This window comes from Arthrobacter sp. L77, assembly GCF_000816565.1.
GTDB classification, from domain to species: Bacteria; Actinomycetota; Actinomycetes; order Actinomycetales; family Micrococcaceae; genus Arthrobacter_D; species Arthrobacter_D antioxidans.
Window position 1 is genome coordinate 33,884 of record NZ_JWSU01000004.1, and the last position, 11,805, is coordinate 45,688.

The 11,805-nt window shown below is 69.6% G+C and carries 10 protein-coding genes, 1 tRNA gene and 1 pseudogene; 2 read left to right on the forward strand and 10 right to left on the reverse strand.

Annotated features, from left to right (window positions below; all coding sequences use genetic code 11):
• Positions 1-24: 24 nt before the first annotated feature.
• From RY94_RS02745 to RY94_RS02785, 9 genes and pseudogenes are all read right to left on the reverse strand, one after another.
• Positions 25-1,701 carry a helicase HerA-like domain-containing protein gene (locus RY94_RS02745; protein WP_043441587.1) on the reverse strand — a complete coding sequence of 559 codons (1,677 nt, stop codon included), beginning with the start codon at positions 1,699-1,701 and terminating at the stop codon, positions 25-27.
• A gap of 255 nt (positions 1,702-1,956) precedes the next feature.
• Positions 1,957-3,201, reverse strand: a pseudogene (locus RY94_RS02750) (ABC transporter ATP-binding protein); the annotation flags it as partial.
• Between the two features lie 38 nt (positions 3,202-3,239).
• Positions 3,240-4,088: a carbohydrate ABC transporter permease gene (locus tag RY94_RS02755; RefSeq protein WP_043441590.1), complete on the reverse strand. Its 849-nt coding sequence runs from the start codon at positions 4,086-4,088 to the stop codon at positions 3,240-3,242.
• Entirely contained in the window at positions 4,088-5,035 is a 948-nt protein-coding gene (locus RY94_RS02760) for a carbohydrate ABC transporter permease (protein ID WP_043443365.1), read from the reverse strand. Before RY94_RS02760 ends, RY94_RS02755 begins: the two co-directional genes overlap by 1 nt.
• Positions 5,036-5,091: 56 nt before the next feature.
• Positions 5,092-6,411 (reverse strand): extracellular solute-binding protein, encoded by a 1,320-nt coding sequence (locus tag RY94_RS02765; RefSeq protein WP_043441592.1) that lies wholly within the window; start codon positions 6,409-6,411, stop codon positions 5,092-5,094.
• Positions 6,412-6,611: 200 nt separating this feature from the next.
• Complete coding sequence (panD, locus tag RY94_RS02770) at positions 6,612-7,043, reverse strand: aspartate 1-decarboxylase (RefSeq protein WP_197060578.1); 432 nt, start codon at positions 7,041-7,043, stop codon at positions 6,612-6,614.
• 101 nt (positions 7,044-7,144) lie between these two features.
• A tRNA-Gly gene (locus RY94_RS02775) sits at positions 7,145-7,215 on the reverse strand.
• A gap of 26 nt (positions 7,216-7,241) precedes the next feature.
• Complete coding sequence (locus RY94_RS02780; RefSeq protein ID WP_156134997.1) at positions 7,242-7,646, reverse strand: protealysin inhibitor emfourin; 405 nt, start codon at positions 7,644-7,646, stop codon at positions 7,242-7,244.
• Positions 7,643-8,710 (reverse strand): M4 family metallopeptidase, encoded by a 1,068-nt coding sequence (locus RY94_RS02785; RefSeq protein WP_052273867.1) that lies wholly within the window; start codon positions 8,708-8,710, stop codon positions 7,643-7,645. Before RY94_RS02785 ends, RY94_RS02780 begins: the two co-directional genes overlap by 4 nt.
• Positions 8,711-8,790: 80 nt before the next feature.
• Here RY94_RS02785 and RY94_RS02790 point away from each other — a divergent pair, with 80 nt between their 5' ends.
• Positions 8,791-9,645: a tryptophan 2,3-dioxygenase gene (locus tag RY94_RS02790; RefSeq protein WP_043441598.1), complete on the forward strand. Its 855-nt coding sequence runs from the start codon at positions 8,791-8,793 to the stop codon at positions 9,643-9,645.
• Positions 9,646-9,689: 44 nt separating this feature from the next.
• Positions 9,690-10,265, forward strand: coding sequence for a dCTP deaminase (dcd, locus tag RY94_RS02795; RefSeq protein ID WP_043441600.1), 576 nt, complete (start codon positions 9,690-9,692; stop codon positions 10,263-10,265).
• 9 nt (positions 10,266-10,274) lie between these two features.
• On the opposite strand, the gene RY94_RS02800 is transcribed toward dcd, so the two are convergent.
• Positions 10,275-11,663 carry an MFS transporter gene (locus tag RY94_RS02800; protein WP_043441602.1) on the reverse strand — a complete coding sequence of 463 codons (1,389 nt, stop codon included), beginning with the start codon at positions 11,661-11,663 and terminating at the stop codon, positions 10,275-10,277.
• Positions 11,664-11,805: the final 142 nt, after the last annotated feature.

An 11,805-nucleotide genomic window follows, 5' to 3' on the forward strand; every position in this document is an offset into this window, starting at 1 on the left:
GGGGCAGGACGACGGCGCATGGCGTCAGTACCACCGCCGTGCGCGGCGCCTGGTCCCGAAGAGCCCGCGCGCCAGTTCCTTGCCGATGACACCGGCCGCCTTCAGCGCCAGGTCGGTCACCTCGCTCCGGTCGGGCCCGCGGCGGCCGGCCGACCCGCCGGTGCCCTGCGCGTGGTCCTGCGCGTGGTCCTGTGCAGGCGCCCGTCCCGCGGGGCGGGACGGGATGCCGAGGATGTCCTCCTCGATGCGGCGCGCCTCCGCGTCCCGTTCCTCCCGCGAGGCGCCCGGCGCCGGGAGCGGGGCAGGGGGCGCGGAGCCGGGCGGCGGTGCTGCGGCGGTCCGGGAGGAGGGGCGCCCGGCCAGCTTCTCGGACGCGGAGTGGCTGTCGATCGCCTCGCGGTAGCGGGGCAGGAGCGGGGAGCCCGCGACGACGGCGGGGACGGTGCCCTCCGGGGCCCGGCCCATCACCGATTCGGGGGAGCGCAGGCGCGTCCAGGCGACCGGGGTGGGCGCGCCCCGCTCGTTCATGACCGTGACGACGGCCTCGCCGATGCCGGCCGACGTCAGCACCTCCTCGAGATCGTAGGGGCTCACGGGGAAGGTCGAGACGGTGGCGCGGAGGGCCTTCGCGTCGTCGGGCGTGAAGGCGCGCTGGGCGTGCTGGATCCGGTTGGCCAGCTGCCCGAGGACGTCCCCCGGGATGTCCTTCGGCGTCTGGGTGACGAAGAAGATGCCGACGCCCTTGGACCGGATGAGCCGCACCGTGGACTGGATGGCTTCCCGGAAGGCCTTCGACGATCCGTTGAAGAGCAGGTGCGCCTCGTCGAGGAAGAACACGAGGCGGGGCTTGTCGACGTCGCCCACCTCGGGGAGCTCGGCGAACAGGTCCGCGAGCAGCCACATGAGGAAGGTGGAGAAGAGGCGCGGTTTCTGCTGGACGGTGACGAGCTCCAGTGCCGTGATGACGCCCCGGCCGTCCGGCGCGGTCCTGAGGAGATCGGCGGTGTCGAACTCGGGCTCTCCGAAGAAGCCCCCCAGGCCCTGGGCCTCGAGCGTGACCAGCTCGCGGAGGATGACGCCGGCCGTCGCCTTCGACAGCCCGCCGAGCGACTCCAGCGCCTCCCTGCCGTCCTCCGAGGTGAGGAAGCCGATGACGGCGCGGAGATCCGCCAGGTCGTGCAGTTCCAGGCCGTTCCTGTCCGCGTAGTGGAACACCAGCTGCAGGCTCGACTCCTGCGTCTCGTTCAGGTCCAGGACGCGGCTGAGGAGGAGGGGCCCGAAGGAGGAGATGGAGGCCCGGACGGGGACGCCGGCGCCGTCCCCTCCGAGGGACAGGAACTCGACGGGGAAGGCCCTCGGCGTCCAGTCCTGGCCCACGCTCGCCGTGCGCGTCGCCAGCCGGTCCGACGCGGTCCCGGGCGCCGTGAGACCGGTGAGGTCGCCCTTGATGTCGGACAGGAAGACGGGGACGCCCTGCGCGGAGAGCTGCTCGGCGAGTATCTGCAGGGTCACCGTCTTGCCGGTCCCCGTGGCGCCGGAGATCAGTCCGTGCCGGTTCATCATGGCGAGGGGGAGGCGGACCTGCGCGGCGGTGTGGAGGGTGCCGTCCACGAGTGCGGCCCCGAGGTGCAGCGTGGGCCCCTCGAAGACGTACCCGGTGCTGATGGCGGTGACCTGGGCGGCGCCGTCGTGTTCGACCATAGGGCCAGACTACACAGCAGGACCGGCACCCTTCCGGGGGCCGGTCCTGCTGCGTCACGCGAGGGTGCGCCGTGCGGGCGGTGGTCCTGTCAGCCTGCGGCGTGCTTGCCGCCGGCCGCCGTCGCGCCGCCGGTCCGGCNACGCTGAGCTCGTTGACGCTTTTAAACCCGATTCCCTTGTTGCCAATGCTGCGACGGTCGCGGTGTTCCCGCCGGCCCCGTTGCCGCCGCCCCCGAAACCACTGGAGTCCGCCCGGCCGTCGGCCTGCTGGGCGGCCGCGATCTCCTCGGCACGCTCCTCGGCGGCCTCACGGGTCAGGGCGCCGCCGGCCTCGGCGTCGCGCGTCAGGTTCTCCCCGGATTCGGCGTCGAAAAGGTGGAGCTTCCGGGTGTCCACCCAGAGCTCCGACTCGCGCCCGCCCCGGATACGGCTCGAGGCGTCGAGGGTGACGACGACCTGCGGACGCAGCTCGTCGGCGTCCATGTCCCGGGCGAGGCCGTTGAGCAGTTCCCGCATCTCGGGTGCCGGATCGAAGTTGATGTAGCCGTACTGCTCGTTGCCGAGCCATTCGGTGTGCGTCAGGGTTGCCGCGAAGGTGGAGCCGTGGGGCCTCTTGGTGTCCTCCACCAGCTTCGCGTCCTCGAAGAACTCGGGCCGGACACCCACGAGGACCACCTTCTTGCCCGCCGCCTTCTGGGCCTTCTCCTGCGGGATCTCGAGGTCCCCGATGGCGGTCTTGAGGGTGGTGCCCTCCAGGGTGGCCGGCAGGAAGTTCATGGACGGGGAGCCGATGAAGCCGGCGACGAACAGGTTCCGCGGCTGCTCGTACAGCTCACGCGGCGAGGCGATCTGCTGCAGCTCGCCCTTCTTCAGGACGGCCACGCGGTCGCCCAGGGTCATGGCCTCGGTCTGGTCGTGGGTGACGTAGACCGATGTGACGCCGAGGCGCCGCTGCATCTGCGAGATCTCGGACCGCATCTGGCCGCGGAGCTTGGCATCCAGGTTGGACAGCGGCTCGTCGAAGAGGAACGCGTCCGCCTGCCGCACGATCGCCCGGCCCATCGCGACGCGCTGCCGCTGGCCGCCGGAGAGGTTCGCGGGCTTGCGCTGCAGGTGGTCGGTGAGTTCCAGGGTGGCCGCGGCCTCCGTGACGAGCTTGTTCACCTGCTCCTCCGAGTGCTTGCCCTTGGCCAGGCGCAGGGGGAACGCGATGTTCTCGTACACCGTCAGGTGCGGGTACAGGGCGTAGTTCTGGAACACCATCGCCAGGTTGCGGTCGCGGGGCGCCTTGTCGTTCACGCGTTGCCCGTCGATCAGGAGGTCGCCCTCCGTGATGTCCTCCAGGCCCACGATCATGCGCAGCAGCGTGGACTTCCCGCAGCCGGACGGACCCACGAGGATGATGAACTCGCCATCCGCGATGTCGATGCTGATGTCGTTGACGGCAGGGAACCCGTCGCCGTATTTCTTGACGAGGTGGTTGAGGGTGATTGAAGCCATGGTGCGAATCCTTTTCTTGAGCGCGCCGTGAAGGGGCGTTAGCCCTTGACGGCGCCCGAGGTCAGGCCTGAGACGATCTGGCGTTGGAACAGCAGGACCAGCAGGACGACCGGGATCGTGACGATGATCGCGGCGGCCGAGATGGCGCCCGTGGGGGCCTCGAACTGCGAGGCTCCCGTGAAGAAGGCGAGCGCCGCCGGAACCGTGCGGGCCGCTTCGGTCGAGGTGAGCGAGATGCCGTACACGAAGTCGTTCCATGCGATGAAGAACGCGATGATCGCCGTCGTGAAGACACCGGGTGCGGCCAGCGGCACGATCGCCTTGCGGAACGCCTGCCACGTCGTCGCCCCGTCCACCTGGGCCGCCTGCTCCAGCTCCCACGGGATCTGCCGGAAGAACGCGGCGAGGGTCCAGATGGAGATGGGCAGGGTGAGCGAGAGGTACGGGATGATCAGGCCGAGCCAGGTGTCGTAGAGGCCGATGGTGCGCCACAGGTTGAACAGCGGCGTCACGATGGAGATCACCGGGAAGATCGAGACGGCCAGCGCCGTCGTCAGGATGACCTTTTTCCCGGGGAAGTCCAGGCGGGCGATCGCGTAGGCGCACAGCGTCGCCAGGACGACGGCGATGAACGTCGCGATCAGGGCGATGCCGACGGAGTTGCGCAGCGCCGAGAGGAACAGGCCCTGGGCGTCGCCGACCAGGATCTGCTCGTAGTTGCTCGTCGTGGCAGTGCCCGACGACGGGAGGAACGTGCCGCTCGTGAGGTCACTCGGCGCCTTGAAGGACGTCGCCAGGATCGAGAGGACGGGGAACAGCGCGTAGACGAGGACGAGGACCGAGACGATCGCCCACAGGACCTTGCCCCGGGTGCTGGTGTTCGTCATTACTTTCCTCCCTGGGATCCGGCGAGATCGACCTTGAACAGCTTGATCGCCACGAAGCAGATCAGCAGGACGCACAGGAACAGGAGGACGGACACGGCGGAGCCGAGCCCGATCTCGAGCCTGCTGATCGATTGCCGGTAGGCGAGCAGCGACAGCACTTCCGTGCCGTACGCGCCGTTGGTCATGATGAACACGTTGTCGAAGATGCGGAAGGCGTCCAGCGCCCGGAAGAGCACCGCGACCATGATCGCGGCCTTCATGTTGGGGATGATGACCTTGCGCATCTGCTCCCACCAGGTGGCGCCGTCGACCTTCGCCGCTTCGCTGAGCTCGTCCGGTACCTGGGCGAGGCCCGCGAGGAGGAGCAGGGAGATGAACGGCGTGGTCTTCCAGATCTCGGACGCCATGATCACGAACAGGGCCGTCCCGCCCTGGGCGAACCAGTTGAGGTTCTCGTCGATCCCGGGCACCCAGCTGAACCAGTTGTTCACGTAGCCGGAGTTGATGTCGAACGCGTAGAACCAGGCGAACGCCGACACCACGGTGATGATGCCGTACGGCACGAGGATCGCCGTGCGGAGCAGGCCACGGACGGACTTCAGGGCCTTGTGCATCACCAGGGCGAGGGCGAAGCCGAGGATGAGCTCGACGATCACGGTGACCACGGTGATGAAGACCGTGGTCCACAGCCCGGACCACCACACCGGGTCCGTGAGGATCACGGCGTAGTTCTGCAGGCCGATGAACGCCCGCTCCTCCGGCGCCGTGAGGCGGAACTGGAAGAGGGAGTCGTACACGGCCTGCAGGATCGGGTACAGCGTGACGGCCAGCATGACGAGGAACGCCGGCCCGGCAAGTATCCAGCCGAGCCGCCGTTCCGCACGTGCCCGGTCGCTGTACTGCTTCCGCGGCTTCTTGCCGTTGCGGTTGCCGTTGCCGACGTCCAGCCGCGGGCCGGGCTCGGTGGACGACGCCGTCGTGGTCTTCGCGGGAATGGCGGAGGTCACAGGAGTTGCTCCCCTCTGAGGACCGAAGTGATGAAGTTGCTCGACGTCTCCGGAGTGGTCTCGGGATCGACGGCGGCGGGCGGCGCCCAGGTCTGCTGGATGCCGGTGGAGACCTCGTTGTAGAACGGGGTCTGCGGACGGGGTGCCGCAACCTGGAGGGAGTCCCTGATGGTCTCCGACATGGGGAAGGACTCCTCGATGCGTGGATCCTCGTAGGCCTCGGTGTTCGCCGGCGGGTTGCCGTTGGTCACGAAGTACTCGGCCTGGTTCTCGACCGAGACGATGCACTGGATCGCCTCGTAGGCGAGCTCCGGGTCGTCGCTCTCGGCGCCGACGCCGAGGTTGATGCCCCCGAGCGGTGGGGCTGCCTCCTGGTCCTCCGACATCCTGGGGTAGATGCCCCAGCCGATGTCGTCGAGGACCGCCTGGTCCAGCGTGCCGGCCTCGACCGCGGCGACCGTGGCGGGCCAGACGAAGGGCCAATTGACCATGAAGGAGCCCGAGTCACCCTGGAAACCGATGAGGGATTCGTTCTCGGCCTGCGTCGGAAGGCCGGGACCGCCCAGGCCGTCCTCGCCGATGGTGGAGATCACGTCGGCCGCCGCGATCCCTGCTTCGGTGTCCAGCCCCAGTTCGATGGTCTCCGCCGTGGCCTCGGGGTCCACGATGATGGACCCGCCCGCCGACTCGATGAGGGCGTTGACCCACACCGTCATCGATTCGGCCTGGGCGCCCTGTACCCCGAGGGTCTTGTCCTGGGTCCGGGCCGCCTCCATGATCTGCTCCCAGGTGACGGGTCCGCTCATGTCGAGGCCCGCGGCCTCGGCGACCGACTTCCGGTACCAGAGGATCTGCGTGTTGGCCCAGAACGGGACGGTCACGAGTTCGTCCTTCCAGGTGGCCCCGGCCAGGGCGCCCTCGACGACGTTCTCGGTGGTGGCTGCAGCGACGTCGTCGGGAACGGGCGCGAGGAAGCCCGGTTCGGCGAGTTCGGCGACGAACGGCGGATCGAGGCTCATGATGTCGAGCGACGAATCACCTGCTGCGAGGCGACGTGCGAGCTGTTCCCGCTGCGAGGCCGCGTCATTCGGGAGGAGCGAGGTCTCGATGCTGTAGCGGCCACCGGACTCGTCACTGCATCTCTGGGCGATCTCGGCCTGGCCCCCCGCGTCGGGGTTGATGTACCAGGTCAGGCTGTTATCGGCCTCCGCGGGGCCGCACCCGCTCATGGCCATCGTTCCGATCACCAGGCCCGCCAGGACAGCGGCCTTCGGTCGGTTCTTCACGGCATTGCGCGTTCTTCGACTAGTCGGCATTCGTACCGAGCCTCCACATCCTCGTAGACAACCCGGCTGACGGTTCTATCGAATCGACAGCCTAAGCAAGCTTGCTTTTCGACCCTAAGCCCTGAGGGCAGGATGCGCTAGGCAGCATGCTTGGTGTTACGCGACCGGAACCGGAGGCTGCACGGCTCCGGCCGGACATGGTAGGCCGGAGGCGGTGCGGCAGGAGCCGTTCAGGCGGGGATGGTGGTGTTGTCGAGGGCGAACGGCGGCCGCTCGAGACCCTCGGTGACCGCCTCGGCCGGATCGGAACCCAGCTCGACGATCCGGTTGTCCGCGTCCACGTGGACGACCGTGGGCGTGAACGCTCGCGCCTCCTCGGTGGTCATCTGCGCGTAGGTGATCAGGATGACCAGATCGCCGCGGTGCACGAGGTGCGCCGCGGCGCCGTTGATGCCGATCACGCCCGACCCCCGGACGCCCGCGATGGTGTACGTCTCGAGCCGGGCGCCGTTGGTGATGTCGACGATCGACACGAGTTCGCCGGGCAGGATGCCGGCGGCGTCGAGCAGGTCGAGGTCCACGGTCACCGAGCCGACGTAGTGCAGATCGGCATGCGTGACCGTGGCGCGGTGGATCTTCGACGCGAACATTGTGCGATTCATCGCCTCAAGGATACTGCCGATCCGGCGGGACGGCGGCGAGGCGGGGGGTGTCCTGGGCCACACGCGGCGGGCCTCGGGGGCCCCGCCGGGGGAGGGGAGAGAGCGGGCGACGGGAATCGAACCCGCGTATCGAGCTTGGGAAGCTAGCGCTCTACCATTGAGCTACGCCCGCACTGCAGTTGAAACTGCTCCATCACCTTACAACAGTTCTTCCGGCGCGCCGTCCTCGACGCCTGAGGAGCGGTCGGCGCCCCGTGCGGGCCCCCCGCCCTCGCCCGGTCCGGGACTGCTCCGGGTCGCCTCGCGGGCCCGCTCGATCAGCTCCCGCCACGGCGCCGCGAGCCGGCTCTCGGGGACGGACACCTCGGTGTAGCCGACCGTGATGCGGTAGGTGAACCGGTCCCGCGCCGCGTCCGGCGGCGGCGGGCCGGCATCCGGCTGCCGCACGCCCGCCCCGGGAACTGCGTCCCCTTCGGCTTCCGCTTCGGCTTCCGCTTCGGCGAGCGGCAGCCAGCGCTGCTCGGCCTCCGCCCGGCCGACCTCCAGGCTCCACGTCCGCGTCAGCCCGCCCACGCCCCCGGACCGGGTGATCACGATCCTCACGGCAGGACGCCCACCGCGGACCACGCGTCCGCGACCGCCTCGCGGCCGGCGGCCCCGAAACGTGCGCGCGCGGCGTCCGTCGTGGCGGCCGCGAACGTCGGGAAGTCGCAGTCCGGCGGGATGCCCCCGCTGAGGACGGCGTCGTACCAGACCCGCCCGGCGCCCTCCCAGGCCCGGCCGCCCATCGCGGTGGCGGCGAGGTAGAAGGCATGGTTCGGGATCCCGGAGTTGATGTGCACCCCGCCGTTGTCCGACGCCGTCTCGACGTAGTCCGCCATGGTGCTGGGCTGGGGATCCCTGCCCAGCACGTCGTCGTCGTACGCCGTTCCCGGCGCCCGGAGCGACCGCAGGGCGACGCCCTGCACGTCCGCCGTGAAGAGGCCCGCGCCTACGAGCCAGGACGCCGAGGCGGCGTCCTGCCCGAGGTGCCGCTGTTCCACGAGCACCCCGAAGACGTCCGAGAGCGATTCGTTCAGCGCGCCGGACTGGCCCTGGTACTCGAGGTTCGTGGAGTACTGGGTGAACCCGTGGGCGAGTTCGTGGCTGATGACCGTGAGGGACGCCGTGAAGCGGCCGAAGATCTCGCCGTCTCCGTCGCCGAAGACCATGCGCTCGCCGTCCCAGAAGGCGTTGTCGTAGCCGGTCCCGTAGTGCACCGTGGCGGCGAGGGCCATGCCGGCGCCGTCGATCGAGGAGCGCCCGTACTCCTCGCTGAACAGCCTGTAGGTGAACCCCAGGCCGTCGTAGGCCTCGTCGGCGGCGGGATCGCCCGTCGCCGCGGCTCCCTCGCCCCGGACGAGGTCCCCGGGGAGCTCCTCCCGGCCGCCGGCGTCGTGGATGCGGCGCGTCAGCGTCCCGACGACGGCGGGCCGGCGCCGCACCGGAGCACGGAGGGCCTCCGCGCGGGCATGCCTCAGGGGGTCCAGTTCCCGCAGGGCGTGGCGTGCCGCGTCGGCCGCGACGGCGTAGCGGGCGTCCTGCAGGGCGGCGAGGCGCATGAGGAGGTGCGGTGGGACGATGCTGCAGGGGGTGCGTGGCGTGGTTCCGGGCGTGGTTCGCGGCATGGGTCTCCTTCGACTGGTCCCCAAGGTAGACCTGCGGACCGACATCCCGGCGGCACCCCGCGGCACGTAGGCTTGGCCGCATGAGCGTGGAGCGGAACACCCGCGACCTGGAGCAGGGCATCGAGCGGGATTTCTCGGACAAGATGAGTTATGGCTCGTACCTGGAGCTGGACCGGCTGCTCGACGCGCAGCACCCCGTGAGCTCGCCGGAGCACCACGACGAGATGCTGTTCATCATCCAGCACCAGACCTCCGAGCTGTGGCTGAAGCTCGTGCTGCACGAACTCCGCGCCGTCCGGGTGCACCTGCGGGCCGATGACCTGCGGGCCGCGATGAAGGGCATCGCCCGCATCAAGCACATCCAGCGCTCGCTGACCGAGCAGTGGTCCGTCCTGGCGACCCTCACGCCGTCCGAGTACGCGGAGTTCCGCGGCGACCTCGGGTCCTCGAGCGGCTTCCAGTCCTACCAGTACCGCGCCGTCGAGTTCCTGCTCGGCAACAAGAACGCCGCGATGATCGAGGTGTTCGACGCCGACCCCGAGGCGCGGGCCCTCCTCGCGGAACTCCTGGTGACGAGCAGCGTGTACGACGAGTTCATCGCCCTCCTGGCCCGGCGGGGCTATGCAGTCCCGGCGGATCTGCTCTCCCGCGACGTCAGCCTCGCCCACGAGTTCACCCCGGGGCTCGTCGCGGTCTACAAGCAGGTCTACGAGGACGCCGCGGGCCACTGGGACGTCTACGAGGCGTGCGAGGAACTCGTGGACCTCGAGGACAACTTCCAGCTGTGGCGCTTCCGGCACCTCAAGACCGTCGCGCGGACGATCGGGTTCAAGGCGGGGACTGGTGGCTCCTCCGGGGTCGGCTTCCTGCAGCGGGCCCTCGAGCTCACGTTCTTCCCCGAACTCTTCGCGGTCCGCACGGAGATCGGACGCTGATCCGCGGCGGGGGACCAGGCCTGCCGGACTGGTAACGTTGGACGGTGCTGATCTCCGACCGCGACATCCGAGCAGAACTGGCAGCCCAGCGGATCGTCCTCGAACCGCTCGATCCCGCGATGGTGCAGCCCTCCAGCGTGGACGTCCGCATCGACCGCTACTTCCGGCTCTTCGACAACCACAAGTACGCGCACATCGACCCCGCCGAGGACCAGCCGGAGCTCACGCGCCTGGTGGAGGTGGCGCCCGACGAGCCGTTCATCCTGCACCCGGGCGAGTTCGTTCTCGGCTCCACCTACGAGACGGTCACGCTGCCCGACGACATCGCCGCACGCCTCGAGGGGAAGTCCTCGCTCGGCCGCCTGGGGCTGCTCACCCACTCCACCGCCGGGTTCATCGACCCCGGCTTCTCCGGCCACGTGACCCTCGAGCTGTCCAACATGGCCACCCTGCCGATCAAGCTGTGGCCGGGGTCCAAGATCGGCCAGCTGTGCTTCTTCCGGCTCACGTCCCCCGCCGAGCACCCCTACGGTTCGGGCGAGTACGGGAACCGGTACCAGGGCCAGCGGGGCCCGACGGCGTCGCGCAGCCACCTGAACTTCCACCGCACCAGTATCTGACCCGCGGGGTCAGGCCTCCGGCACGACGGCGCGCGTCACCTGCGCCGGCGGCCTGACCGGCAGCAGGAGGAGGAGCCCCGCGAGGAGGACCACGAGGATCCCGACCACCCCGTAGAGCTGCGAGCCGAAGATGCCGATGCACAGCGCGAACAGCGCCGGGGCCATGAAGCTGACGGCCCGGCCGGTCGTCGCATAGAGGCCGAACAGCTCCCCCTCGTCACCCACCGGGGCGAGGCGCGCGAGATACCCGCGGGAGGACGACTGCGCCGGGCCGACGAAGAGCGTCAGCAGCAGTCCGAAGACCCAGAACGTCGTATCCGCGGTCCAGTCCATGCCGAAGAAGGAATACGATCCGGTACCCAGGACGAGGATCGCCGTCCCCGCGACCAGCAGGCCGATCAGGGCGCCGATGATGACCCGCTTGGGCCCGATGCGGTCGTCGAGGAACCCGCCGACGACCGCCCCGATCGCCGCGATGACGTTCGCGGCGATGGCGAAGACGATCACCATGCTCGTCGAGAATCCGAAGGTGCCCGCCGCCAGGATCCCGCCGAAGGTGAACACCGCCGCGAGCCCGTCCCGGAAGACGGCGCTCGCCAGCAGGAAGAAGATGGTGTGCGGGCTCTGGCGGTAGATCGCCTTCACGCGGCGCAGGAGCAGGCCGTAGGAGGCGAAGAATGCCACCTGGGCCGCGGCGGCCTTCCGGGGGACCTCCGGGACGGTGAACATCACGGGCAGGGCGAACGCCGCGAACCACAGGGCGGAGAAGACGGCCACGAGGCGGATGTTCAGTCCGTCCTCGCCGGAGGCTCCCGGCCAGTCGACGACGGGCTCGATGAAGACCACGAGGACCACCACGAGGGCGACGATGCCGCCCACGTAGCCCATGGCCCAGCCGAATCCGCTGACGCGCCCGATCGTCGCCGGCGTCGAGACCTGCGTCAGCATCGCGTTGTAGTTGACGCCCGCGAACTCGAAGAAGATGTTCGCCGCGGCGATCAGGGCGACGCCGAGGATCAGCATCTCCGGGCTGGGGAAGACGAAGAAGCACAGGGCCGTCAGGACGGCCACGATCGCGCTGTTCACCCCGAGCCAGAGTTTCCGGCGCCCCCCGCTGTCGGACCGCTGCCCGATGACGGGGGCGAGCAGCGCGATGAGCAGGCCGGCCGCCGCGAGGCCCCATCCGAGGACCTGCGACGCGCGTGCCTCGCCGCCGAACGCGTCCGAGGTGAGGTACACCGTGAACACGAAGGTGGTCATCACCGCGTTGAAGGCCGCCGCCCCCCAGTCCCACGACGCCCAGGCCAGGACGGGCCGGCTGAAGATGCGGCCGGAGCCGCGGGGAGGGGCGGAGGCGGGTGCCTCCGCCGGCAGCGGAAGCGGCTCATGGGTGCTCATACGGTGAATGCTAGCGCCGCATGATCCCCGTCACGCCGAGGCGCCCCGGCCCCGTCCGGGCGGGCGCAAGGGGAGTAACACTGAAATGTTGAAGCAATTCCGCCGATAGACTGACGGAGCCCGACCGGCCCCCAGCGGAAGA